Below are 25,304 nucleotides of genomic sequence, written 5' to 3'. Positions count from 1 at the left end.
CCCTGGAGACCTCACATGTCTGACTTCTCTGGCTTGCCGCTGGTGATCGAACCGAGCGACTTGCTCCCTCGCCTCGACGCCCGTGATCTGATCCTGGTGGACCTGACCAGCAGCGCCCGCTACACCGAAGGGCATATTCCCGGTGCACGGTTTGTCGACCCAAAACGCACACAGCTCGGGCAGCCGCCGGCGCCCGGGCTGATGCCGCCGCAAGCGGCACTCGAAGCGTTGTTCGGTGAACTGGGGCACAATCCCGACGCGGTCTACGTGGTTTACGACGACGAAGGCGGCGGTTGGGCCGGGCGTTTTATCTGGCTTCTGGATGTCATCGGCCACAGCAAATACCACTATGTCGACGGCGGCCTGACGGCCTGGCTGGCAGAAGGCTTGCCCATGTCGATCCAGGTTCCCGCTCCTGCGGGCGGCCCGGTTGCATTGACCTTGCATGACGAACCCACTGCCACTCGCGAATACCTGCAATGCCGCCTCGGCGCTGCCGACCTGGCGATCTGGGACGCGCGCGGGCCGCTGGAGTACTCCGGCGAAAAAGTCCTGGCGGCCAAGGGCGGACACATTCCTGGCGCGGTCAATTTCGAATGGACCGCCGGCATGGACAAGGCCCGCAACCTGCGTATCCGCACCGACATGCCGCAGATCCTCGAACAACTCGGGATCAGCAAAGACAAAGAAGTGATTACCCACTGCCAGACTCACCACCGTTCTGGCTTCACCTATCTGGTGGCCAAGTCCCTCGGTTATCCGCGGGTCAAAGGCTACGCCGGCTCTTGGGGCGAATGGGGCAACCATCCCGACACCCCTGTAGAGATTTAAGGTTTTTAAGGACAGTTAATGAACAAGCGTCTGTTTATCCTCAGCCAGTACCTGCTGCCCCACCACTTGCTCTCGCGACTGGCCGGCTGCATCGCCGAATGCCGCGTGCGCTGGTTCAAGAATGCGTTCACCGCATGGTTCGCCAAGCGTTATCAGGTGGACATGTCCCAGGCGCTGGTCGAAGACCTGACGGCCTATGAGCACTTCAACGCCTTCTTCACCCGCGCCCTGAAAGACGGTGCACGCCCCCTGGACCAGACTCCGGGCGCGATCCTCAGCCCGGCCGACGGCGCGGTCAGCCAACTGGGTCCGATCGAGCACGGTCGCGTGTTCCAGGCCAAGGGCCACAGCTTCAGCGTGCTGGAATTGCTGGGGGGCGATGCGGCCAACGCCGCGCCGTTCATGGGCGGTGATTTCGCAACCATCTACCTGTCGCCGAAGGACTACCACCGTGTGCACATGCCGCTGGCCGGCACTCTGCGCGAAATGGTCTACATCCCGGGCCGAATCTTCTCGGTCAACCAGACCACCGCCGAAAACGTCCCGGAACTGTTCGCCCGCAACGAGCGTGTGGCGTGCATCTTCGACACCGAGCGCGGGCCAATGGCCGTCGTGCTGGTGGGCGCGATGATCGTGGCATCGATCGAAACCGTATGGGCCGGCCTGGTGACGCCGCCGAAGCGCGAACTGAAAACCTTCCGCTACGACGAAGCCGCTCGTGCGCCGATCCATCTGGAAAAGGGTGCGGAACTGGGCCGCTTCAAGCTGGGTTCGACCGCTATCGTGCTGTTCGGGCCGGATCAAGTGAAGTGGGCTGAAGAACTGGCGGCGGGTTCGCCGGTGCAGATGGGCCAGGGGATGGGCTCACCGAAAGCCTGATAGACACCACCCGTGCAGGAGCAAGCCTGCTCGCGAAGAACGTGAGGGCGCCGCGGACATTCAGAATGCCCGCGTCATCGTTAACGTCCATCGCGAGCAAGCTCGCTCCTACAAGTGTTTTGCAGTGTTACAGCTGGCCGTCACGATCGCGGAAGCCCAGCAGATACAACACACCATCGAGTCCCAGGGTGGAAATCGCCTGCTTCGCCGACTGTTTGACCAGCGGCTTGGCGCGGAACGCCACGCCCAATCCGGCAATCGCCAGCATCGGCAAGTCGTTGGCGCCGTCGCCGACCGCAATGGTCTGCTCCAGACGCAAACCTTCCTTGTGCGCCAGTTCCTTCAGCAGATCAGCCTTGCGCTGCGCATCGACAATCGGCTCGATCGCCACGCCGGTCACCTTGCCATCCACCACTTCCAGCTCATTGGCAAACACGTAGTCAATGCCCAGCTTGGCCTGCAATTGCTTGGCAAAGTAGGTGAAACCGCCCGACAGGATGGCGGTTTTGTAACCCAGGCGCTTGAGTTCGGCGAACAGGGTTTCAGCGCCTTCGGTCAGGCGCAGGGACGCACCGATGGAATCAAGTACGCCAACATCCAGACCTTTGAGCAACGCCAGACGCTCTTTGAAACTGGCGCGGAAGTCCAGTTCGCCGGCCATCGCCCGTTCGGTAATTTCCGAGACCTTGTCGCCCACACCGGCAGCCTTGGCCAGTTCGTCGATCACTTCGGCTTCGATCAGGGTCGAGTCCATGTCGAACACCGCCAGGCGACGGTTACGACGGAACAGCGAATCCTCCTGGAACGCGATGTCGACGTTCAGCTCCTGGGCGACGCTGAGGAATTCGGCGCGCAGCGCCTGCGGATCGGCCGCTTCGCCACGTACGGAAAACTCGATGCAGCCCTTGCCTTTATCCGCCGGTGTATCCAAAGGCATGCGCCCCGACAACCGATCGATGTGGTCGATGTTCAGGCCATATTTGGCGGTGATCGAACTCACGGCCTGCAATTGCCCGGCTGTCACTTTGCGGGTCAGCAGCGTCACGATGTGGCGCTTTTTGCCCTGGTTACCGACCCACTGCTGGTAATCCTCTTCGGACACCGGTGTGAAACGTACTTGTTGATCGAGCTCGTAGCCCTTGAACAGGATGTCCTTGAGCACCGACTTGCCTTGCTCAGTGTCAGGAATTTCAACCAGGATGCCGAACGACAGGGTGTCGTGGATCACCGCCTGACCGATGTCGAGAATGTTCACACCACCCTGGGCCAGAACGCCGGTAATGGCCGCAGTCAGACCGGGACGGTCGACTCCCGTGATGTTTATCAGGACGATTTCGCGCAAGGCGCACCCCCGCAAGTGGAAAAAAACCGCATTCTACCCACTTTCAGTGACCATCGGGCACCGTGAGCGCTTTGCCGGTCTAGACCCTGTCGCTATACTGCGCGTCAACTTCACGGATAAAAGAGCCGAGCTCAAGTGAACCGGCCCACGCCAGTAAAAACCGACAACTTCTTCCTGCTGATCTTCCGTGCACTGCGCCACCGCCGTGTACCGATTGCATTGCGCATCGCCAGCCATAACGTGATCCTGGTCGCTCTGGCCCTGGTGATCTACGCCTGCGTGATGGGTTTGCAGTTCAAGCAGGCCATGCACGAGCAGGCAGACGCGCTGGGCGAAAGCCTGACCACGCAGACGGCCACCTCGGCCACCGAGCTATTGGTGTCCAACGACATCCTCAGCCTCAACGTGCTGCTCAACAACCTGACCAAGAACAAGCTGGTGGCCCACGCTGCTATCTATAGCGTGGATAACCGCATCCTCGCCGAAGCCGGTCAGCGCCCCAAGCACGGCCTGCTGGGCGAAGCCGAAGGCATGTACCAGAGCAAGATCACTTTCCAGGACGTGACCGCCGGTCAGCTGCGCATCAGCCTGGACATGGATCAGTTCCAGCAACCGATGACCATCAGCCTGCAAAGCATGGGCATCCTGAGCGCGATTCTGCTGGCCCTGTCCCTGGCCTTGAGCCTGCGCCTGGGTCGGCATATCTCCACGCCGCTCCTGCAATTGCGGGTGTGGTTGCGCAATATCGACGAATACACACCGGCCACCGAACGTCAGGACGAGATCGGCGATCTGGCTCGCCAGCTGCATGCCAACTTCGCACCGGAACCTGCCGAGCCAGAGCCTGTGCCGGAACCCGAGCCGGAAATGGATGACATCGACGACGCAGAGCCGGGCTTCGAAGTACGCAACCTGCGGGACCCAAGCTTTGACGAAAGCCGCCCGATGGCTGCGATGAAAGCGGCGCCACGACGCACCATCAGCACCGTCGAAGACGATGACGAAGATGCCTTCGCCGATTTGCTCGATGACTCGACAGACAGTGCACCGATTCCGGCCGCGCGACCTGTCGTTTCGAACGTGCCGCAGCACAGCGCCGTACTGGCGGTGCAACTGGGCTCCCAGGAGCAATTGCGGCGCCTGCCTCGTACCCGCCTGGAAGAACTGCTCAAGCGTTACCGTGACTGTCTCGACCAGGCTGCCTCGCTCTACGAGAGCGAACTGCACACCCTGAACGACGGCAGCACGCTGATGCTGTTCCATAGTGAAGACAGCGGCGACGATTACCTGACCAATGCCATTTGCTGTGGAGAGTTGCTGCGGGCGCTGGGCCATCAGTTGCAGATCGAAGTCGCCGACAGCGGCATCACCCTGCAATTGCAATTGGGCCTGACCCTGGGTGACGACCTGTTCGGCCTGAGCCAGATCGACCTGCTGCTGACGGACACCGCCCAGGACGCCCTGGCCTTGTCGCAACACAGCCGCAACCTGCTGCTGGTCGAGCGCAAGATCGGCGACGACGCGCTGATCCGCCAGCGTGCGCGGATCCGCCCGATTGCCAGCCCTGAAGGGGCTTGCTGCGTGGAGCGTTTGATGGAGCCTTATCCGTCGATGCTTGAGCGGCAGCTGGCGCGGATGCATGAACGCCGCGCATAACCCTTAAGCCCGCTGTGAAAAAGCCCGCAGATGATCCCTCGTCTGCGGGCTTTTTTGTTGTCCGTTGCGGCCTCATCGCGAGCAGGCTCGCTCCCACTGAGGACTTCGATCCAATGCAGGAGCGAGCTTGCTCGCGATGAGGTCAGCACTGAGTGCGAAGTTCTCCAACCAGCAGAAACAACAAGGCCCGCATCAACGCGGGCCTTGTTCAGATTCCATCCGGGCTTAGAAGCGGAACACTTCCATATCTGTCCGGATCGGCGCAGCCATCGGAATTTTCGGCTGTTTATCCTGTTCTGCCGCTGGCGCCGCAGGCTTGGCCGCCGGTTTTTTTGGCGCTTCGGCAATCGGTGGCTGGTTGGCCAACGGCTTGAGCGCGACAGACAGCTGTTCTGCCAGTCGCTGCAGCAAAACGCCCTGAGCCTGGACCTGGGCCGCCGTGGTACCGGCATGCTGCTCCTGCAGGTGAATGATGCGGTTATCGCGCACCTGACCACGGCGATCGATCAGACGCCATTGCGCATCGAGGATCGCCGGTTGCTTTTCACCCGAGTCCAGGCGCGTGATGGTCAGCAACACCTGAACATCCGGCGTGAAACCCGCGTTGGCGGGTGCCAGCACGACACGCTGGCTGTCCAGGCGCCCAGAGACCTGACGCAGCAATAGCTGGTCAATATCGGAAGACAGGCTACCGGCCCAGCGACCATCGAGCGAGGCTTGCAAGCTGCCGTCGGGCTGACGCTGCAACAGGGTTTCGCGTTGCAGGTAGTCAGCAACGGTTACCGGACCCAGCAAAACCGCCATGCCCGCGCTTTGCGCAGGCTGAACCGGACTTCCGCTGTCCAGTTGATACAGCGACACTGGCTGGTGAACGCTGCAACCCGCCAGGCCAAGAACGCCAGCGAGCATCAAAATAAAAGGAAGGCGCAGAGCAGTCATCGTCCCATCCAGGTGATCGCCACAAGGCTGACCACAGTGAAAATACTCAATAAATATGAAGAACGCTCGGCCACGCCGGCGCTTGAAAGGCCATATCATCCGTGAATATGCGTTCCGACTCCAGCGCGAAAGCGCCGATCTACGGGTTAAATCGTAGATCGAACGCTCTAGGGTGGCGTTCTTGACTACTTTCGCCTCCGCGAAAGTAGCCAAGAAAGCCCCCTAGACGCTTAATTGAGGTTTTCGACGAGCAGCGCATCTACCCGCTGGAAGCCACGTGGCAATTTGTTACCACGACGCCCACGCTCACCTTTGTAGTGTTCGAGGTCGTCCGCTTTCAGTGACAAGGTACGTTTTCCGGCCTGCAGCACCAGGGTGGCGCCCTCCGGCAGAACGGCGATGTCCGTCACATACTCTTCGCGACTGGCCACTCGCTCACCGGAAATCCCGATGATCTTGTTGCCTTTGCCCTTACCTAATTGTGGCAGATCGCTGATTTTGAAGATCAGCAGGCGACCTTCGGTGGTCACCGAAGCCAGCCAGTTCTGCTCACGATCAGCCACCGGACGCGGCAGGATCACCTTGGCGTTGTTCGGCAGGCTCAACAGGGCCTTGCCGGCCTTGTTCTTGGCCTGCAGGTCTTCACCCTTGACCACGAAGCCGTAGCCGGCGTCCGAGGCAATGACATACAGCGCATCATCCTCGGGCATCAGCACGCATTCAAAACTGGCCCCCGGCGGCGGTGTCAGACGGCCGGTCAGCGGCTCGCCCTGGCCACGGGCCGATGGCAACGTGTGCGCCGCCACCGAATAACTGCGACCGGTGGAGTCGATAAACACCGCAAACTGGTTGGAGCGCCCCGCCGCCAGGGCCTTGAAGCCATCCCCGGCCTTGTAGGAAAGCCCGGTGGCGTCGATTTCGTGCCCCTTGGCGGAACGAACCCAGCCTTTTTCCGACAGCACGACGGTCACTTTCTCGTTCGGCAGCAGATCGTGTTCGGTCAGGGCCTTGGCTTCGGCGCGCTCGACGATCGGCGAGCGACGGTCATCGCCGTAGGTTTCGGCGTCCTTGATCAACTCGGTGCGCACCAGCTTTTTCAGCTTGGCTTCACTGCTCAGCAAGGCTTGCAGCTTGGCTTGTTCCTTGAGCAGCTCATCTTGTTCGGCACGCAACTTCATTTCTTCCAGTCGCGCCAACTGACGCAAACGAGTATCGAGAATGTAGTCGGCCTGAATTTCGCTCAGGGCGAATCGCTCGATCAGTGCGGCTTTCGGATGTTCCTCGGTGCGGATGATGTGAATCACTTCATCCAGATTGAGGTAGGCAATCAGCAAACCGTCCAACAGGTGCAGGCGACGCTCGACCTTGTCGAGGCGGAATTGCAGGCGACGACGCACGGTCTGAACGCGGAATTCCAGCCATTCAACCAGCAAGGCCCGCAGGTTTTTCAGCTGCGGCTTGCCGTCCAGCCCGATGATGTTGATGTTGACCCGGTAGCTCGACTCCAGCTCGGTGCTGGCGAACAGGTGTTGCATCAATGCATCGTGATCAAAGTTTTTGCGGGTGCCCGGAATGATCACGATCCGGCATGGGTTCTCGTGGTCTGATTCATCGCGCAGATCGGCGATCTGCGGAGCCTTGGACGGCTTGGCCTGCATCATCGCGGCGATCTGCTCCAGCACCTTGGCGCCGGAAACCTGATGCGGCAGCGCGGTGACGATGATGTCGCCGTCTTCGATGTGGTACACGGCGCGCATGCGCACGGAACCGCGACCGGTTTCGTAGATTTTCAGCAGGTCGGCACGCGGCGTGATGATTTCCGCTTCGGTCGGATAGTCCGGGCCCTGGATGTGCTCGCAGAGCTGTTCGACCGTGGCCTTGGGCTCATCGAGCAAACGTACGCAAGCACTGGCGACTTCGCGCAGGTTGTGTGGCGGAACGTCAGTGGCCATGCCCACGGCAATACCGGTGGTGCCGTTGAGCAGGATATTCGGCAAACGTGCCGGCAACACCAGCGGCTCGTCGAGAGTACCGTCGAAGTTCGGCCCCCAGTCCGCAGTGCCCTGGCCCAGTTCGCTGAGCAGCACTTCGGAGTAACGCGACAACCGGGCCTCGGTGTAACGCATGGCGGCGAAGGACTTGGGATCGTCCGGCGCACCCCAGTTACCCTGACCGTCCACCAGCGTGTAGCGGTAGCTGAACGGCTGGGCCATCAGGACCATGGCTTCGTAGCAGGCCGAGTCGCCGTGGGGGTGGAATTTACCGAGCACGTCACCGACGGTACGCGCCGATTTCTTGTGCTTGGCGTCGGCGTCCAGTCCCAACTCGCTCATGGCGTAGATGATGCGCCGCTGGACCGGCTTCAGGCCGTCGCCGATATGCGGCAAGGCACGGTCCATGATCACGTACATGGAGTAGTTGAGGTAGGCATTTTCAGTGAAGTCAGCCAGCGAACGGCGTTCTACGCCGTCCAAGCTGTCTGCAAGGATATCGCTCATGCGGGCCTCATCAATTCGTTGTCTGGCGCAGCAGCATGGTGCCACCGCGCTGGGTAAATTCAAGTTTGTTCAATGCGCTCATGCCGAGCAGCACTTGATCGCCATGCAGGCCTGGCGCGACCAGTGCGCGCACATCACGCAACACGATGTCGCCCAGTTGCAGCCGGTCGATGCGGGTTCGATAACCCTCGCTCAGACCGTTGGCCGTGCTCAGGGTCACCCCGAAGCCTTTCTCCAGCTTCAGCCGCTCGGCCAGGCTGGCCGGGATCGACACGTCGGTCGCCCCGGTGTCGAGCATGAAATCCACCGGCTGACCATTGATATGGCCGCTGGCGACGAAATGCCCCTGGCCATTGCTGACCAGTTTCACTTCGATAAAACCTTCGCCCTGCTCCGAGCTCACCGCCACATTCGGGTTTTGCTGGCGCGCTTCCCACTGGCCAAAAAACCGCGTCGCCAGAAACAGTGCGGCGCACCAGGCCAGGACCATCAACACCCGACCGGCGCGCTTGCCCGGTGGCTGCCGGCTCATGGCTGGGCACTCCAGCCACCTTCAGGCGCAGCAAAGCGCCAGACGATCGGCCGTAACTCGCCATCGGCGCGGGCACCGAAGTTATTGTCGACACCGATCCAGGCACCGTCCGCGTCCACGATCAATGCCTCTTCCAGCCCGTAGTCCTGTGGATAACGACGATTTTCCTGCAACAGCTCGTCAGCATACGACCAGCAGCGTTCGACCCTGGCCGTCTGCGGGTCGCGCCGGCAGATCTGATAGGCATTGCGTTCCAGGGTAAACAGCTTGCCGTTGAACAACGACAGGTCGGAAAAGTCCCGGGGAACCGCTTTGGCCTTTGGAAACTGCGGCGGCTGCATCTCCTTGCCCCCTTCGCTCAGCAACACACAACCTCCGTCGCAGTCCCATACCGTCTGTTTGCGCTTGATCAGCAGCAATCCGCGGCTTTGGCGCTCGGCAGCGAGCCACATCTGATCACCTGCCGGATTGATCGCCAAGCCTTCGAACAACGCATTGAACTGCAACAGCATGCCGCTGGCCCGCGCTTCGCGAATCAGCATTGGCGAGATTTTCAGCCAGGTAGCAGGCCCCGTTGGCGGTACCTGCAACACGGCCGCATGGCCTTCGCTGACAATGTAACGATTGCCGACGCTGTCACAGGTGATGCCTTCGAAATCCAGGTCCCCGCCTCGCACGAACGACGCCGCCCAGGTCCGCGAACGCAATCCCCACGGCAAGCCGTTGTCCGGCACCACGGGCACATCGATACGCAAGGCTTCGGCGTGCCAGACACTGCCTTGGGTATTGAGCCGGTAGATCTGATCATCATCGCGATCGGAGACTGCCCACAGCTCCTTGCCGCACTGGGCCAGCCCGGACAGGTTGCCACCGCGCATGCCTTCGACGGCATGCTCGGACAGCAGACGCAACTGAGGTGCCGGCTCGGCAGACACCGTGATCGAGGTCAGCAGCAACGCACACGCCAGGGCAAAGCCCAGACGCATCAGCCCAGCACCTCGGCCAGGTTGCCTTTGGATTCCAGCCAGGTCTTGCGATCGCCGGCGCGTTTCTTCGCCAGCAGCATGTCCATGATTTCCGATGTCGCTTCGAAATCATCCAGCGTCAGTTGCACCAGGCGCCGGGTGTTCGGGTCCATGGTGGTTTCGCGCAACTGCGGCGGGTTCATTTCACCCAGGCCTTTGAATCGGGTGACCTGCGGCTTGCCACGCTTCTTCTCCGCCACCAGGCGATCGAGAATGCCATCGCGCTCGGCTTCGTCCAGGGCGTAGTAAATTTCTTTGCCCAGGTCGATACGGTACAGCGGCGGCATGGCGACGTAGACGTGGCCGGCATCGACCAGCGCCCGGAAGTGCTGGACGAACAGCGCACACAGCAGGGTCGCGATGTGCAGACCGTCGGAGTCGGCGTCGGCGAGGATGCAGATCTTGCCGTAACGCAACTGGCTCATGTCCGCCGCGCCTGGATCGACGCCGATGGCCACGGCAATGTTGTGCACTTCCTGGCTGGCCAGCACTTCGCTGCCGTCCACTTCCCAGGTGTTGAGGATTTTGCCGCGCAACGGCAGGATCGCCTGGAACTCTTTGTCCCGCGCCTGTTTGGCCGAGCCACCGGCGGAATCACCTTCCACCAGGAATAGCTCGGAACGCATCGGGTCCTGCCCGGCGCAGTCGGCGAGCTTGCCCGGCAGGGCCGGCCCCTGGGTGATACGCTTGCGCTCGACTTTCTTGCTGGCCTTCAGGCGACGACCGGCGTTGTTGATCGCCAGTTCCGCCAGGAGCATCCCGGTTTCCGGGTTGGCATTGAGCCACAGGCTGAACGCATCCTTGACCACACCGGAAACGAACGCCGCCGCTTCACGGGACGACAAGCGCTCCTTGGTCTGGCCGGAGAATTGCGGCTCCTGCATTTTCATCGACAGTACGAAAGCGATGCGTTCCCAGACGTCTTCCGGCGCCAGCTTTACCCCGCGCGGCAACAGGCTGCGGAATTCGCAGAACTCGCGCATGGCGTCGAGCAAGCCCTGGCGCAGGCCGTTGACGTGGGTGCCGCCCTGGGCGGTCGGGATCAGGTTGACGTAGCTTTCCTGTACCGCGTCGCCACCCTCGGGCAACCACAGCAGCGCCCAGTCCACCGCTTCCTTGTTACCGGCCAGGCTGCCGCAGAAGGGTTCGTCCGGCAGGCGTTCGAATTCGCTGACCGCATCGACCAGGTAGGAGCGCAGGCCATCTTCGTAATGCCATTCGACTTTTTCGCCGGTGGCCTTGTCTTCAAAACTGACCAGCAGCCCCGGGCACAGAACGGCCTTGGCCTTGAGCACATGCTTGAGGCGACTGATGGAGAATTTCGGTGAATCGAAGTATTTCGGGTCGGGGGCGAAGAACACGCTGGTGCCGGTGTTGCGCTTGCCCACCGTCCCGATGATTTCCAGCTCGGTTTTCTTGTAACCGTCGGCGAAGGTCATCTGGTATTCGTTGCCGTCACGCTTTACACGTACCCGGACTTCGGTCGACAAGGCGTTGACCACCGAAATACCCACCCCGTGCAGACCGCCGGAGAACTGATAGTTCTTATTGGAAAACTTGCCGCCCGCGTGGAGTTTGGTGAGGATCAGTTCGACGCCGGAAACGCCTTCTTCCGGGTGGATGTCCACCGGCATGCCGCGGCCGTCATCGCTGACTTCCAGCGAGTGATCGGCGTGCAGGATGACCTGCACCGATTTGGCATGCCCGGCCAAGGCTTCGTCGACGCTGTTGTCGATGACTTCCTGGGCGAGGTGGTTTGGCCGAGTGGTGTCGGTGTACATGCCGGGGCGCTTGCGCACCGGGTCGAGGCCCGAGAGGACTTCGATGGCGTCTGCGTTATAAGAGCTAGCGCTGGGAGTGGCCATAGGGTCTCGTCGTCAGTGATTCAATGAAAAAGGGGCAACGGTTCACAGTGCGCTGAAATCAATCGCCTGGTACAAATCTGCGCCTATGCCGGCAAAGCTCAGCATGGCCGGAAGTTGCTCGGCAAAACCCTGGAAACCATGGTCGCCGCCCGCCTGGATACGCAAGGCACAGGCTCGGTAATACTGCTGGGCGAGGCGATAGTCCAGCGTTTCGTCACCGGTCTGCAACCACACCTGATAGCGCTGTGGATCCTGTGGGGCGGGCACTTCCAGCTCGGCCAGGGCCGTCACATGGTCGTGGCTCAGCTCCCAGGTCTCATCGGTATACAGGTTTTTCTGCGGCCCCAGAAACCCGTCGAACATCCGGTGCGGACTGACGGCAGGGTTGATCAACAGGGCTTTGAGGCCATGGCGTTCGGCCAAGTGAGTCGCATAGTAGCCGCCGAGTGAGCTGCCGACCAGCAGTGGCCGTCCCAGCGCCTCAATCGCTTGTTCCAGCTGACCGATGGCTTCACGGGGATGGTGATGCAAGGCCGGCACGCGCAGTTGGTCACTCAAGCCCAGACGCTCCATCACTTCGCTCAACTGAGTGGCCTTTTTCGACGCAGGCGCGCTGTTGAAACCGTGGATATAAAGGATCGAGCCGGACATTTGAACTCCCTGTGCGTCGGGTAAAGAGGCGCAGTTTACAGGGACTTGGGCACGTTGGGTGCCGATGAATGCGATCCTTGTGGGAGCTGGCTTGCCAGCGAAGAGGCCGTCACCTTCAACATCCATGTCGTTTGACAGTGCGCTTTCGCCAGCAAGCCAGCCCCTGCAAGGTGCCTCAATAGCCGTTGGAGCCGTAATCGATCTGGAAGTCGAAACCAGTGACCCGTTCCACAGCGGTTTCGAGCTGGCCATCCGGCAATAACCGCAACCAACGATACCCCGGCGCTTGCTCTGTGACCTTGAAATCATCGCTGCCCGGTTCGAACTGAATGCAGGTCGAGGGCGAAGCAATCAAACGCACATCGTTGCGCCATTGATCGACTTCCTGATGCACATGCCCCCACAGCACGGCGCGTACCTGTGGAAAACGATCCAGCACAGCAAACAAAGCCTCGGGATTACGCAGCCCGATCGGCTCCATCCACGCACAATCGATCGATACCGGATGGTGGTGGAAACACACCAGGTGATGGCGCTCCGGCGCTTCACTCAAGGATTGCGCCAGCAACTGCAACTGCTCGTCCTGCAAATACCCCGGCACCGAGCCCGGCACCGCTGAGTCGAGCAGCGTGACCCGCCAGTTGCCGATGTCGACCACCGACTCCAGCAACGCGCTCTGCACCGCCGCTTCAGCCATGATCAGCGGCTCGTCATGATTGCCGGGAATCCAGCGCGCTGGCGCATCGAGCTGCCGGGTCAAGTCGCGAAACTGCTGGTAAGACTCCAGCGTGCCGTCCTGAGACAGATCACCCGTGGCCAGGATCAGGTCGATCTGCGGCTGCTGCTCGCGTACCAGCTCGATGACTTTCTGCAGGCTGTCGCGGGTATTCATGCCCAGCAGCGTGCCCTCCGCCTCGGCGAACAGATGGCTGTCGGAAAGTTGCACCAGCAACGCCGTATCGGCGGCACTCAATGTGGATACGCTCGGCAAGGTGTTCTCCCAGGGCGTGATCACGGGATTGGATGAATGGCGCAATTATGCTGGGGGACGATCGAAAGGGGAAATCCGCGAACCTGACACAGTTCACAACTGCGGCTCACAATTAACTAACGCACGACTTCGTACTCGTGCCCCAACGCCAGGCAATGGCTCAACCACTCGCCCAGAAACATGTTCAGCTGGGCCTTTTCATCCGGCTGGTGCATCGAGGCATTCGGGTAAGGATAGATGCCACGAAAGCGTCGCGCATGTTCGGCGCTGACCACTTCGGCCATGCACGCGTCGTGATAGACCTGCACTTCCAGTTGCGGCACCGGCAGCCACGGCAGGCTGTGTTCCTGGCGAACTTGCAGGGTCGTGGTGTACGGGCAGACTTGCAGCACTTCCAGCGCCAGCACCCCGAGCATCTGGTCGCCATGGGTCACGGCGATGCGTCGCGCGGCAGGCTCGCTGCGCATGTCCGGCAGCAGTCGCATCAGGCGCGCGTAGTTCGCCTCGCAGGACGCTTGCAGCCCCACCAGATCGACCCGATAGCGATCGCGCAGCTTGTTTACAACCATAACCCCCTCACTTCAACGCGATTCAAAGCCAGCCATTGCAAGGCAATGATGCTTGGTGCGTTGGCAATACGTCCGTCGCGCACGGCTTGCAGGGCATCTTCAAAGGCCCAGACCGAAACGCGGATATCTTCTGCTTCTTCCTCCAGCCCATGCAGGCCGCCGACCCCGGTTGTCTCGCAACGCCCCAGGTACAAATGCACGAATTCATTGCTGCCGCCCGGCGATGGAAAATATTTGGTCATCGGCCACAGCGCCCCGAATACAAGCCCAGCTTCCTCCTGCCCTTCGCGGTGAGCAACTTCTTCCGGTATTTCTTCCTTGTCGATCAGACCAGCGACCAGTTCGATCAACCAGGGATTGTCGGTCTTGCCCATGGCGCCGACGCGGAACTGCTCGATCAGCACCACTTCGTCGCGCTGCGGATCGTAAGGCAACACGCACACCGCATCGTGGCGCACGAACACTTCACGATTGATCTCGCGGCTCATGCCACCGGCGAACAGCTCGTGGCGCAAGTGCACGCGATCGAGCCTGTAGAAGCCCTGATAGCACTTTTCGCGCCGAACGATATCAACGGCGGTCGGAATGGCGGTGGCAAAATCAGTCATGACTATCCTCGTAACGACAACGAGGCTCCAGCCTCGACTTCGCGCCATCCTAACGCGCCGCAGACCTTTGATGCAGCCCCTTTCCCGTCAGCGGGATAGACGGTGAGGGCGAAACCCACTCTAATTAGCTTAGTGGCGAACTGACCGCTTCGTTAACAGTCGAAGCGGGTAACTTTTCGCCTTTCCCTGTTTTATGAAGGACAACCATGTCGCTTTTTAAAATCGCCTCCGTGGCCGCTATCGCCCTGACTCTGGGCGCGTGCCAGAGCCTGTTCCAGCCCAACTACCGTACGCCGCTGGAAACCACCCGCGATGCCTCCGAACAGCTCAAGCCTGGCTGCAAGGATCAGGATTGCCCGCTGGTGAACATTGATATCGTGCACTTCCCGACCGAGCCTGCGCTTGACGGCATCATCGAAACACGCCTGCTGCAAATGACCCGTACCACGCCCGATGCCCCCGTGGCGCCGACACTGGCCGCGTATCGCGAACAGTTTTTGCGCACCGCCGGCCCACGCAATGGCAGTTATTTGCAATCGAAAGTACGCGAGCAGCATGACGGCCTGGTGATTGTCGAAATGTCCAGCTACCTGGACACCGGCAGCGAACATGGCACGCCGGGCCGGGGCTTCATCAACTACTCACGCCAACAACATAAAGTTCTGACGCTGTCGGACATGCTGGTGCCGGGGCAGGAAGAGGCGTTCTGGAAAGCCGCGCGGGTGGCACACAACAACTGGCTGATCAGCACCAGGCTCGATCAGGAACCGGAGTTCGTGAAGAGCTGGCCATTCCAGAAAACCCAGAACGTGGCGCTGACCTATGGCGGGGTGATCCTCAAGTACGACATCAGCACCATCGCGCCTTACGCGCTGGGCCATATCGAACTGAAGATCCCCTACCCTCGCCTGAACGGCATCATCAAGCCCGAGCTGTTTCCCGGCCGTAACTGAAAGCCCGGCCCAGCACGAGTTGCAACAGCCCTGCCAGCACCAGCGCCGGCAGGGTTGCACCGATGTCCGGATACAGATTGGCCAGCAGATGGTAGGTGCTGATCCCGCCCAGCCAGGCCAGCAGCGCCGGCCAGCGCAATGCGGCTGACGCCACCTGGCCACTGCGTTTACGCAGGATGAAGTGATCCACCAGCACCACGCCGAACAGCGGGGCAAACACCGAACCGATCAATAGCAGGAAGTTTTGGTACTGGGCCAATGGCGCCAGCAGGGCGATCAGGGTGCAGACCACGCCAATGGCCAACGCCAGGTGCTCGACCTTCCAGCGCAACAGAATCCCGCTGGACACCGCCGCCGAGTGAATGTCGGCGAAGGCGTTTTCCGATTCATCCAGCAGAATCAGCAGCAGCGGAATACCCAGCCCGGCACCCGCCAGGGCCAACAGCAAGGCATTGACCTCACCGCTCGGCGCGAACGCCAGGGTGTAGGCCACGCCGAGGCTCATCAGCCAGAAGTTGCCGATAAAGAAACCGATCGCAGTGCCACCGAATACGTTTTTCGCCCGCTTGCCGAAACGCGAGTAGTCGGCAATCAGCGGCAGCCACGACAGCGGCATGGCAATCGCGATGTCGAAGCCCACGGCAAACGGCATCGAACCGTCACCGGCCTGCGCCCACAAGCCCGCCAGATCAGCCTTGGCGAACAGGTTCCAGGTCAGCCAGGTGCACGCGGCCAACAGCAGCCAGATGCCCCACTTGCGCAGGATCTTGCGCACGAACGTCAACGGACCGCTGACCGCCAGCAAGGTCGCCAGTGCGCCGAAGACCAGCGTCCACAGCATCGGACTGGACAGCAGACTGCCTTCGCTGAAGGCACGCGCGCCCAACAGGCTGGCGGCATCGCGCATGACGATGATTTCGAACGCGCCCCAACCGATCAGTTGCAGCAGGTTCAGCACCGCCGGCAGGCTCGCGCCTTTGCTACCGAGGCTGAGTTTGAGCGCAGCCATCGACGACAGGCCGGTATCGCTACCGATCACGCCAACGGCGGCCAGCAGCAGAACGCCAACCAGCGTGCCAAGAAAAATCGCCAGCAACGAGCCGGACAGCCCCAGGCCTGGCGCCAACAGTGCGCCGGTCTGCAACACCATCAGGCCGATGCCGAGGGAGAACCACAGGGAAAACAGATCACGGCCGCCGAACACACGCCTGTCAGACGGTACCGCGATATCGGGGGAGTAAGTGCTGGGTTGAATGCTCAAGGGTGTTATCTCGGAGGGACATTGTTGTTGTGTAAACGACCCCTTGTGGCGAGGGAGCTTGCTCCCTCGCCACAAGGGTTATCAGGGCAGAATCAAACTTTCTTGTACAGCTGGCTGCCTTCTTTCTTGAAGCGCTCGGCCTGCTCGGCCATGCCTTGGGCGACGTCCACGTCGACCGCTTCGATCCGCTGGTTGGCGGCGTACTCGCGCACTTCCTGGGTGATTTTCATCGAGCAGAACTTCGGTCCGCACATTGAGCAGAAATGCGCGACCTTGGCCGAATCCTTCGGCAGGGTTTCATCGTGATACGAGCGAGCCGTGTCCGGATCGAGGCCGAGGTTGAACTGGTCTTCCCAACGGAATTCGAAGCGCGCCTTGCTCAAGGCATTGTCACGAATCTGCGCGCCCGGATGCCCTTTCGCAAGGTCGGCGGCATGAGCGGCGATCTTGTAGGTGATGATCCCGGTCTTCACGTCATCCTTGTTCGGCAGACCCAAATGCTCCTTCGGTGTCACGTAGCAGAGCATGGCGCAACCGAACCAGCCGATCATGGCCGCCCCGATACCCGAGGTGATGTGGTCGTAGCCGGGCGCGATGTCGGTGGTCAGCGGGCCGAGGGTGTAGAACGGCGCCTCGTCGCAGCACTCAAGCTGCTTGTCCATGTTCTCTTTGATCAACTGCATCGGCACGTGGCCCGGGCCTTCGATCATGCATTGCACGTCGTGTTTCCAGGCGATCTTGGTCAGCTCACCGAGGGTTTCCAGCTCGCCGAACTGCGCTTCGTCGTTGGCATCGGCGATCGAACCCGGACGCAGGCCATCGCCCAGCGAGAAGCTGACGTCGTAGGCCTTCATGATTTCGCAGATTTCGTCGAAATGGGTGTAGAGGAAGTTTTCCTTGTGGTGCGCCAGACACCACTTGGCCATGATCGAACCGCCACGGGACACGATGCCGGTCACCCGCTTGGCGGTCATCGGCACATAGCGCAACAGCACGCCGGCGTGGATGGTGAAGTAGTCGACGCCCTGCTCGGCCTGCTCGATCAGCGTGTCGCGGAACAGCTCCCAGGTCAGGTCTTCAGCGACACCATTGACCTTCTCCAGCGCCTGATAGATCGGCACGGTACCGATCGGCACCGGCGAGTTGCGGATGATCCACTCGCGGGTTTCGTGGATGTGCTTGCCGGTGGACAGGTCCATGACCGTGTCCGAACCCCAGCGAATACCCCAGGTCAGTTTCGCCACTTCTTCTTCGATGGACGAGCCCAGGGCGCTGTTGCCGATGTTGCCGTTGATCTTCACCAGGAAGTTACGGCCGATGATCATCGGTTCCAGTTCGGTGTGGTTGATGTTGGCTGGAATGATTGCGCGACCGCGGGCGATTTCTTCGCGGACAAACTCCGGCGTGATTTCCTTCGGGATGCTGGCGCCGAAGCTGTGACCGGCGTGCTGCTGCTTCATCAGGCCGGCAGCGCGGGCCTCTTGCAGCTTCATGTTTTCGCGGATGGCGACGTATTCCATCTCGGCGGTGATGATGCCTTTGCGCGCGTAGTGCATCTGGCTGACGTTGGCCCCGGCCTTGGCGCGGCGCGGGTTGTTGACGTGAGCGAAGCGCAGCTTGGTCAGTTCCGGATCGGCCAGGCGCTCCTGGCCGAAGTGCGAGCTCAGGCCAGACAAGCGCTCGGTATCACCACGGTCGTCGATCCATGCCGAGCGCACATCACCCAGGCCCTTGCGCACGTCGATGATGACGTTGGGGTCGGTGTACGGGCCTGAAGTGTCATAGACGGTGACCGGGGCGTTGATTTCGCCACCGAAATCGGTAGGGGTCACGTCCAGGCTGATCTCGCGCATTGGCACGCGAATGTCCGGGCGAGAGCCCTGGACATAAATTTTTTGCGAGCGGGTAAACGGCTGTACCGATTGCTCATCGACCTTGGCCGATTCACTCAGGTGGGTGGCGTTTTTTTCTTTTGTCGTCATCACGGGCTCTCCAGACAGCATCCAGGCAGTGGAATTTTGTCGGAGCGAACCTGTAAACGAATGGACGCACGGGCGCTGGGAGTTCCAGCAGTGCTGTGCTCAGTGCTCGAGGGGTGTTCGATTGTCGAACAACATCCCGGACGAAGCACAAGAGGACTCGCCGGGTGACGAGAAATCTTGTTCCCTACGCAGGCGCTAACCTGATCAGGTTCAACGGGATCCGAAATTATTCGATCTCAGCCTCATAGCAAGGCACCCCGACAAGAACCCGGCCAGTCTAGACACAACTGGCAAAGAACGCCAACACTGAGGCAATAACCATGATGAATGGCGCAATTGCAGGATTGTTGGCGCCCTGATGCGCAACTACACTCGCTACGCCGTCGCGCGCATTGACGCTGCACGTGTCGCGCCTTAGCCTTGGCGCTCAAATTACTTGTGTAATATTAATTCTAGGGAACGCCTATGCTGCGCAAACTCTCACTGGCCCTGGCCGTGTCTTGTGCGTCCAATGGAATGGCTTGGGCAGAAGCGCCCTTATCCAACAAAACCGATCTGGTCAGCGTCTACCAGGAAGCGGTGAACAACAACGCCGACCTCGCCGCCGCCGTCGCCCAATACGGGGCCCAGAAGGAAGTCGTGCCCCAGGCCCGCGCCGGACTGCTGCCCAATCTCTCGGGTGGCGCGCAAGTATCCAGCGTGCGCACCTCGCTCGATCAGCCGTCGGCCACTGCCAACCGCGATGCTCATTCGTACCAGGCCACCCTGGCACAGCCGTTGTTCCGTGCCGATCGCTGGTTCCAGTTCCAGGCCGCCAAGGACGTCAATGAACAGGCCGCGCTGCAACTCTCGGCGACCGAGCAAAACCTGATCCTGCAAACCGCCAACAGCTATTTCAACGTGCTGCGCAGCCAGGACAACCTGGCCTCGACCAAGGCCGAGGAAGCCGCGTTCAAACGCCAGCTCGATCAGTCCAATGAGCGCTTCGATGTCGGCCTCTCGGACAAGACCGACGTGCTCAATTCACAAGCCAGCTACGACACGGCACGCGCCAACCGAATCGTTGCGCAGCGCCAGGTGGATGATGCGTTCGAAGCATTGATCACCCTGACCAACCGTCAGTACAACTCGATCCAGGGCATCAGCCACAACCTGCCGATCCTGCCGCCAACGCCGAACGACGCCAAGGCCTGGGTCGAAACGGCCGCCAGGCAGAACCTCAATCTGTTGGCCAGCAACTACGCCGTCAGCGCTGCCGAGCAAACCCTCAAGCAGCGCAAGGCCGGACACGCACCCACCCTCGACGCCGTGGCGAAGTACGAAAAAGGCGATAACGATGCCCTGGGCTTCAGCAACCCGAACGGCTTCCCCCAACCCTACGGTGGCAACGTCGAGCAAACCTCGGTGGGCCTGCAGCTGAACATCCCGATCTACAGCGGCGGCCTGATCAGCTCCCAGGTGCGTCAATCCTATGCGCAACTGGATCAGACCGAGCAGCAACGCGAATCCCTGCGCCGGCAAATCGTCGAAAATACCCGCGACCTGCACCGCGCGGTGAATACCGACGTCGAACAGGTACAGGCGCGCAAGCAGTCGATCATCTCCAACCAGAGTGCAGTGGAAGCGACCGAAATCGGTTATCAGGTGGGGACGCGCAACATCGTTGACGTGCTGGATGCACAGCGCTCGCTCTACACTTCGGTGCGCGACTACAACAACACCCGCTACGACTACATCCTCGACAACCTGCGCCTCAAGCAACAGGCCGGCACATTGAACCCGGGGGATTTGCAGGACCTGGCACGCTGGCTCAATCCTGACTACAACCCGGACAAGGACTTCTTGCCGCCGGATCTGGCCAAGGCTGCAGCGGAGCAGTTGAAGGCAAGACCGGGGCAGTAAGATTGGAGCTTAACTGTGGCGAGGGAGCTTGTTCCCTCGCCACACTGGATCATTGGCAGTCTCAGGATCGCTCGATCAACCGCCCCAACCCATCCAGCAACCGCTGCAATGCGCCTTGATTGCTGCGCATCACCTTCAACCCCGCCTCCGCCATCCGCTGCGCATCCCTGGGCAATTCGAACAGACGCTGCACCGCCAGCGCCAAGCCTTCGGCATCCTCCACTTCCTGCAACGCCCCGGCACTGCGTAACTGCGCGGCGATGTCGAGGAAGTTGAACAGGTGCGGACCACTCAACACTGGCTTGGCCAGCGCCGCCGGTTCCAGCAGGTTGTGCCCGCCATTGGGCACCAGGCTGCCACCGACGAAGGCACTGTCGGCCAAGGCATAGAGAAACAGCAACTCGCCCATGGTGTCGCCCAGCAACACCGACGTCGCGGCGGTGACCGGCTCGCCCGTGGAGCGACGGACCGTGGCAAATCCCTGCTGTCGGCACAACTCGAACACCGCGTTGAAACGCTCGGGATGGCGCGGCACCAGAATCAGCAAGGCATCGGGATGGCTCGCCAGCAACTGACGATGGGCCGCCAGCACCACCTCGTCTTCACCCTCGTGAGTACTCGCCGCGATCCACACCGGGCGCTCCTGCGCCTGCCATTGAGCGCGCAGTTCGGCAGCGCGCTGCAACAGTTGCGGGTCGATGGTCAGGTCGAACTTGATTGAGCCAGTGACTTCAACGGTCTGCGCCCTAGCCCCCAGATCGCGGAAACGCTGGGCCTCGGCTTCGGTCTGCACCGCGAACAGGCTCATTTCGGCAAGCATCGGGCCGGTCAGTCTGGCAAAGCGGCCATAGCCTTTCGCCGAGCGCTCGGACAGGCGCGCATTGGCCAACGCCACGGGAATCCCGCGTTTGGCGCACTCATGGATATGGTTGGGCCACAGTTCTGTCTCCATGATCACCGCCAGTCTTGGCTGGACCCGATCAAGGAAGCGCCGGGCGGCGCACGGCAAGTCATAGGGCAAATAGCAGTGCTGGATGCGCGGCTCATTGGCAAACATCGCCTGGATGCGCTCCGAGCCGGTCGGGGTCATGCAAGTGACGGTCATCGGCAGTTGTGGATAACGTTGCAGCAGCGCGCGAATCATCGGCGCGGCGGCAATGCTCTCGCCCACAGACACCGCATGCACCCAGAGGCCACCCGGCTGCATCGTCGGCATCCCATAGGAGAATCGCTCACCGATGCGTTTGGCATAGGCTGGCGCCTTGCGCGCACGCAGCCATAGCCGAATCGCTACCACTGGCAGCCCCAGATAAAACAGCGCGGTATACAGAGTTCTATTCATGGCGGCGGAGTTTATCGGGTTTTTCGCCGATCGCCTGCAAGTGCACGGCAAAACGTTCCGCCAGCCAGCGCGCCGCCGGACCGAGGGGTTCATCGCGGCGCCAGACCAGTTCCACCACCAGTGCCGGCGGGGTCCACTCGCTGCTCAACTCGACCATTTGCCCCTGATAGGTCGGGTACTGCACCACGTGGCGCGGCAACCAGGCCCAGCCGAGGCCCCGCACCAGCCATTCAGCCATCACGTAAAAACTGTCGGCCCGCCAGACTTGCGGGCTGGCCGGCTCACTGCCGGGGTAGACGCTGGACTGAGTCGACATCAGCAATTGGCGATGCTGTGCCAGCGCCTGGCAATCAACCTGGGCCTGCTTCGCCAGCGGATGGTCGACACCGCATACGGTGACCATTTCCACGCTACCGAGCACTCGGCGTTCCAGCGCTTCGGGGATCTGGTCGTGAAAGAACAACAAGCCCAGATCGGCGCGACGCTCCACCAATTTGCGCGCCACCTCGCCCTGGGCTGCACTGGTCAATTGCACTTCCAGGCTGGGAAAGCGTTCAGCCAGCGCTTCGAAGCTTTCGATGACTGGCTGGTAAGGCATGGCCTCATCCTGAGCCAGGCGCAGACGCGCCTCCTGTCCACGCATCATCGCCAGTGCCCGGCCATTGAGGCGCTCACACTGACGCAGCACTTCCCGCGCTTCTTCCAGCAAAGCATTGCCGGCTTCGGTGAGTTTGGGCTGTCGGCCACTGCTGCGGTCGAACAGGCTGACGCCCAGGTCTTCCTCCAGCAACGCGATCGAACTGCTGACCGCCGACTGCGCCTTGCGCTGATCCCGGGCCACGGCAGAAAACGAACGTTGCTCCGCTACGCTCACGAACAAACGCAGCTGCTCCAGATTCCATTGCATGCTCATGTCTCAACCCATCTCCATAGCAGATAGGTAATGACTTTACCGCATCTGACGAATCTCTAGAATGCCACCTCACAAAGCAACACTTCATACGAGGATCGACCCATGACCGCTTACTACTACCTGGCCATTGCCATCTGCGCCGAAGTGATTGCCACCGTTTCGATGAAAGCGGTCAAAGGCATCAGCACCCCATTGCCACTGCTGCTGGTGATCGTCGGTTACGGAATTGCCTTCTGGATGCTGACCCTGGTGGTCCGTAGCGTGCCGGTGGGTGTCGCGTACGCGGTCTGGGCCGGCATGGGGATCGTGATGGTCAGCGTGGCGGCGCTGTTTATCTATGGGCAGAAGCTGGATGTGCCGGCGATGCTGGGGATGGCGCTGATCGTGTTGGGCGTTGTTGTCATCCAGCTCTTCTCCAAGACTGCCGGGCATTAAAATCCGCGCACAATCCACAGTGGGAGCGAGCAAGCTCGCTCCCACAGGTGCATCAGCCCCTCCAATCTTTGAGCCTGTATACTGCGCCCTCGTCTTGAACACTGAGGTCGCCGCATGCCATCCGTTATTTCCACCGACGTTCTGATTGTCGGCGCCGGTGTCGCCGGCCTCTGGCTGAATGCGCGCCTGCGCCGCCAGGGTTTTTCGACCGTACTGGTGGAAAGCGCCAGTCTCGGTGGCGGGCAAAGCGTGAAGTCCCAGGGCATCATCCACGGCGGCGCCAAGTACGCACTGCATGGCGCGCTGACCGGTGCCTCGGAAGCCATCGCCGACATGCCGCGCCGCTGGCGTGAGGCTCTGGCCGGCGACGGCGAACTGGACTTGTCCGGCGTGCGCCTGCTGTCCGAAGCGCACTACCTGTGGTCTCCGGGGACGATCGCCGGCAACCTCACCAGCTTCTTCGCCAGCAAAGCCGTGCGCGGTCGTGTCGATCAGGTCAAGGGCGACCAACTGCCACCCGCCCTTCAGGACAAGCGCTTCAAGGGCAAAGTCTATCGCCTGGCGGAACTGGTGATCGATGTGCCGAGCCTGATCCAGCGCCTGGCTGATCTGGCGGGCGATGGCTTGCTCGCCGGCCAGAAGATCGAGCCGCTGCTCGAAGCGGGTGTGTTGGTTGGCCTGAAGGTGGACGAGCGCGAGATCCGCGCCCAACGCATTGTCTTGAGCGCCGGCGCCGGGACCGCAGCCCTGCTCGAAGCGCTGGGCCTGAGCCAGCCTGCCATGCAGCGGCGGCCGTTGCACATGATCATCGCCAAGGGCCCGAGCCTCAAACCGCTGTACGCCCACTGCCTGGGCGGTGGCACCAAGCCGCGCATTACCGTCACCACACACCCGGCCGCCGATGGCCAATGGGTCTGGTATCTGGGCGGCGATATCGCCGAAACCGAGGGCGTCAACCGTGAGCCTGCGGAGCAGATCGCCACCGCGCAGAAAGAACTCGGCCAGTTGTTGCCATGGATCGACCTGAGCACCGTGCAATGGGCGACCTTGCGCGTGGATCGCGCCGAACCGCTGCAATCGGGACTGACCCGCCCTGACAACGCGTTTCTCGCCGAAGAGGGCCGACTGCTGGTGGGCTGGCCTACCAAGCTGGCGCTGGCGCCGGACTTCGCCGACCGGGTACTGGCAAGCCTTGCCCGCGATGGCATTCAACCGGGCCCGGTGGCGCCACTACCCCAATTGCCAAAGCCGCCGATGGGCGTTCCGGCGTGGGAGCAACTGCTGCCATGAGCCAACCCACCCTGCATGACCTGCATCGCCCCCTGGGCAGCACCGGCCTGCTGGTGTCGCCGCTGGGCCTGGGTACGGTGAAACTGGGCCGCGATCAAGGAGTGAAATACCCCAACGGCTTCCAGATTCCTGACGACAACGAAGCGCGCATGCTGCTCAAGCTGACCCGGGACCTGGGCATCAACCTGATCGACACCGCTCCGGCTTATGGTCGCAGCGAGGAGCGTCTCGGCCCTTTGCTGCGCGGCCAGCGTCAGGATTGGGTGATTGTCAGCAAGGTGGGCGAAGAATTTGCCGACGGCCTGTCGCGCCACGACTTCAGCGCCGCGCACGCCCGGTTCTCGGTAGAACGTAGCCTGCAGCGTCTGGAAACCGATTTTATCGACCTGGTGCTGGTGCACTCCGACGGCAATGACCTGGCAATCCTCAACGACTGCGAAGTCTATGCAACCCTCGCCGCACTCAAGGCCGAGGGCAAGATTCGCGGGTTCGGCTTTTCCGGCAAAACCGTCGACGGCGGCTTGAAGGCTCTGGAGCAAGGTGATTGCGCGATGGTCACCTACAATCTGAACGAGCAAAGCGAAAAAGCCGTCATTGACTATGCTGCTGCTCACGGCAAAGCCATTCTGGTCAAAAAAGCCCTCGCCAGCGGTCACGTATGCCTGAGCCCGGGCGTGGACCCGGTGCGCGCCAGTTTCGAATTGCTGTTTGAACATCCGGGTGTTGCCAGTGCTATTGTCGGGACCATCAATCCGCTGCACCTCGCCCACAACGTCGCGACCGTTGCCCAGGTCCTACGTAGCAACTGATGCCGCCCACGCGGCCTTAAGCAGGAGCCGA

Annotated in this window: 22 protein-coding genes and 1 riboswitch; of the genes, 8 read left to right on the top strand and 14 right to left on the bottom strand. The window is 61.3% G+C overall.

Annotated features, from left to right (window positions below; translation table 11 throughout):
* Positions 1–15: 15 nt before the first annotated feature.
* Complete coding sequence (locus tag ACVWYU_RS27995; protein ID WP_457374215.1) at positions 16–831, top strand: rhodanese-like domain-containing protein; 816 nt, start codon at positions 16–18, stop codon at positions 829–831.
* Positions 832–849: 18 nt separating this feature from the next.
* Positions 850–1,710, top strand: coding sequence for an archaetidylserine decarboxylase (gene asd, locus ACVWYU_RS27990; protein ID WP_047536672.1), 861 nt, complete (start codon positions 850–852; stop codon positions 1,708–1,710).
* A gap of 127 nt (positions 1,711–1,837) precedes the next feature.
* On the opposite strand, the gene serB is transcribed toward asd, so the two are convergent.
* The gene (gene serB / locus ACVWYU_RS27985; protein WP_034148725.1) at positions 1,838–3,052 is read right to left on the bottom strand and encodes a phosphoserine phosphatase SerB; all 1,215 of its coding nucleotides are present in this window, start codon (positions 3,050–3,052) and stop codon (positions 1,838–1,840) included.
* A 135-nt stretch (positions 3,053–3,187) separates the two neighbouring features.
* Between serB and ACVWYU_RS27980 the strand changes: the two genes are divergently transcribed.
* On the top strand, positions 3,188–4,708 hold the full coding sequence (locus tag ACVWYU_RS27980) for an AhpA/YtjB family protein (protein WP_090328474.1): 1,521 nt from the start codon (positions 3,188–3,190) through the stop codon (positions 4,706–4,708).
* A 225-nt stretch (positions 4,709–4,933) separates the two neighbouring features.
* Here ACVWYU_RS27980 and ACVWYU_RS27975 read toward each other — a convergent pair whose 3' ends face one another.
* The 9 genes from ACVWYU_RS27975 to ACVWYU_RS27935 all read right to left on the bottom strand — a co-directional run bounded on the left by ACVWYU_RS27975 (position 4,934) and on the right by ACVWYU_RS27935 (position 14,386).
* A complete protein-coding gene (locus ACVWYU_RS27975) occupies positions 4,934–5,647 on the bottom strand; it encodes a PqiC family protein (protein ID WP_090328471.1) in 714 nt (237 codons plus the stop codon).
* 230 nt (positions 5,648–5,877) lie between these two features.
* On the bottom strand, positions 5,878–8,145 hold the full coding sequence (gene parC / locus ACVWYU_RS27970; protein ID WP_090328470.1) for a DNA topoisomerase IV subunit A: 2,268 nt from the start codon (positions 8,143–8,145) through the stop codon (positions 5,878–5,880).
* 10 nt (positions 8,146–8,155) lie between these two features.
* The gene (locus tag ACVWYU_RS27965) at positions 8,156–8,677 is read right to left on the bottom strand and encodes a retropepsin-like aspartic protease family protein (RefSeq protein WP_247258072.1); all 522 of its coding nucleotides are present in this window, start codon (positions 8,675–8,677) and stop codon (positions 8,156–8,158) included.
* Positions 8,674–9,663: an esterase-like activity of phytase family protein gene (locus ACVWYU_RS27960; protein WP_457374214.1), complete on the bottom strand. Its 990-nt coding sequence runs from the start codon at positions 9,661–9,663 to the stop codon at positions 8,674–8,676. The genes ACVWYU_RS27965 and ACVWYU_RS27960 overlap by 4 nt, the downstream gene beginning before the upstream one ends.
* On the bottom strand, positions 9,663–11,567 hold the full coding sequence (gene parE, locus ACVWYU_RS27955; RefSeq protein ID WP_090328462.1) for a DNA topoisomerase IV subunit B: 1,905 nt from the start codon (positions 11,565–11,567) through the stop codon (positions 9,663–9,665). The genes ACVWYU_RS27960 and parE overlap by 1 nt, the downstream gene beginning before the upstream one ends.
* Before the next feature lie 42 nt (positions 11,568–11,609).
* On the bottom strand, positions 11,610–12,218 hold the full coding sequence (locus ACVWYU_RS27950; RefSeq protein ID WP_247258070.1) for a YqiA/YcfP family alpha/beta fold hydrolase: 609 nt from the start codon (positions 12,216–12,218) through the stop codon (positions 11,610–11,612).
* Between the two features lie 175 nt (positions 12,219–12,393).
* Positions 12,394–13,209, bottom strand: coding sequence for a 3',5'-cyclic-AMP phosphodiesterase (gene cpdA / locus ACVWYU_RS27945; protein ID WP_457374213.1), 816 nt, complete (start codon positions 13,207–13,209; stop codon positions 12,394–12,396).
* Between the two features lie 116 nt (positions 13,210–13,325).
* A complete protein-coding gene (locus tag ACVWYU_RS27940; RefSeq protein WP_008063540.1) occupies positions 13,326–13,778 on the bottom strand; it encodes a DUF1249 domain-containing protein in 453 nt (150 codons plus the stop codon).
* A complete protein-coding gene (locus ACVWYU_RS27935; RefSeq protein ID WP_457374212.1) occupies positions 13,769–14,386 on the bottom strand; it encodes an NUDIX domain-containing protein in 618 nt (205 codons plus the stop codon). The genes ACVWYU_RS27940 and ACVWYU_RS27935 overlap by 10 nt, the downstream gene beginning before the upstream one ends.
* 206 nt (positions 14,387–14,592) lie before the next feature.
* Here ACVWYU_RS27935 and ACVWYU_RS27930 point away from each other — a divergent pair, with 206 nt between their 5' ends.
* The gene (locus tag ACVWYU_RS27930) at positions 14,593–15,339 is read left to right on the top strand and encodes an RsiV family protein (protein WP_457374211.1); all 747 of its coding nucleotides are present in this window, start codon (positions 14,593–14,595) and stop codon (positions 15,337–15,339) included.
* Here ACVWYU_RS27930 and cytX read toward each other — a convergent pair.
* Positions 15,308–16,600 carry a putative hydroxymethylpyrimidine transporter CytX gene (gene cytX / locus ACVWYU_RS27925; RefSeq protein WP_090328449.1) on the bottom strand — a complete coding sequence of 431 codons (1,293 nt, stop codon included), beginning with the start codon at positions 16,598–16,600 and terminating at the stop codon, positions 15,308–15,310. The genes ACVWYU_RS27930 and cytX overlap by 32 nt on opposite strands.
* A 92-nt stretch (positions 16,601–16,692) precedes the next feature.
* On the bottom strand, positions 16,693–18,582 hold the full coding sequence (gene thiC / locus ACVWYU_RS27920) for a phosphomethylpyrimidine synthase ThiC (protein WP_457374210.1): 1,890 nt from the start codon (positions 18,580–18,582) through the stop codon (positions 16,693–16,695).
* A 164-nt stretch (positions 18,583–18,746) separates the two neighbouring features.
* Positions 18,747–18,852: riboswitch (TPP riboswitch) on the bottom strand.
* Between the two features lie 195 nt (positions 18,853–19,047).
* Here thiC and ACVWYU_RS27915 point away from each other — a divergent pair.
* Positions 19,048–20,484, top strand: coding sequence for a TolC family outer membrane protein (locus ACVWYU_RS27915; protein WP_247258066.1), 1,437 nt, complete (start codon positions 19,048–19,050; stop codon positions 20,482–20,484).
* 61 nt (positions 20,485–20,545) lie between these two features.
* Here the strand turns inward: ACVWYU_RS27915 and waaA are convergent, their stop codons facing one another.
* Entirely contained in the window at positions 20,546–21,826 is a 1,281-nt protein-coding gene (gene waaA, locus ACVWYU_RS27910) for a lipid IV(A) 3-deoxy-D-manno-octulosonic acid transferase (RefSeq protein WP_457374209.1), read from the bottom strand.
* Complete coding sequence (locus tag ACVWYU_RS27905; RefSeq protein ID WP_090328438.1) at positions 21,819–22,739, bottom strand: LysR family transcriptional regulator; 921 nt, start codon at positions 22,737–22,739, stop codon at positions 21,819–21,821. The genes waaA and ACVWYU_RS27905 overlap by 8 nt, the downstream gene beginning before the upstream one ends.
* 102 nt (positions 22,740–22,841) lie before the next feature.
* On the opposite strand from ACVWYU_RS27905, the gene ACVWYU_RS27900 reads away from it, so the two are divergent.
* From ACVWYU_RS27900 to ACVWYU_RS27890, 3 genes are all read left to right on the top strand, one after another.
* The gene (locus ACVWYU_RS27900) at positions 22,842–23,174 is read left to right on the top strand and encodes a DMT family transporter (protein WP_007902582.1); all 333 of its coding nucleotides are present in this window, start codon (positions 22,842–22,844) and stop codon (positions 23,172–23,174) included.
* Positions 23,175–23,288: 114 nt separating this feature from the next.
* Entirely contained in the window at positions 23,289–24,464 is a 1,176-nt protein-coding gene (locus ACVWYU_RS27895) for an NAD(P)/FAD-dependent oxidoreductase (protein WP_247258064.1), read from the top strand.
* Positions 24,461–25,273, top strand: coding sequence for an aldo/keto reductase (locus tag ACVWYU_RS27890; RefSeq protein WP_457374208.1), 813 nt, complete (start codon positions 24,461–24,463; stop codon positions 25,271–25,273). Before ACVWYU_RS27895 ends, ACVWYU_RS27890 begins: the two co-directional genes overlap by 4 nt.
* Positions 25,274–25,304 lie beyond the last annotated feature (31 nt).

It is taken from the genome of Pseudomonas sp. TE12234, assembly GCF_054061835.1.
The sequence above is the reverse complement of the archived record's forward strand: the minus strand, read 5'-3'. Positions and strand labels throughout refer to the sequence as shown.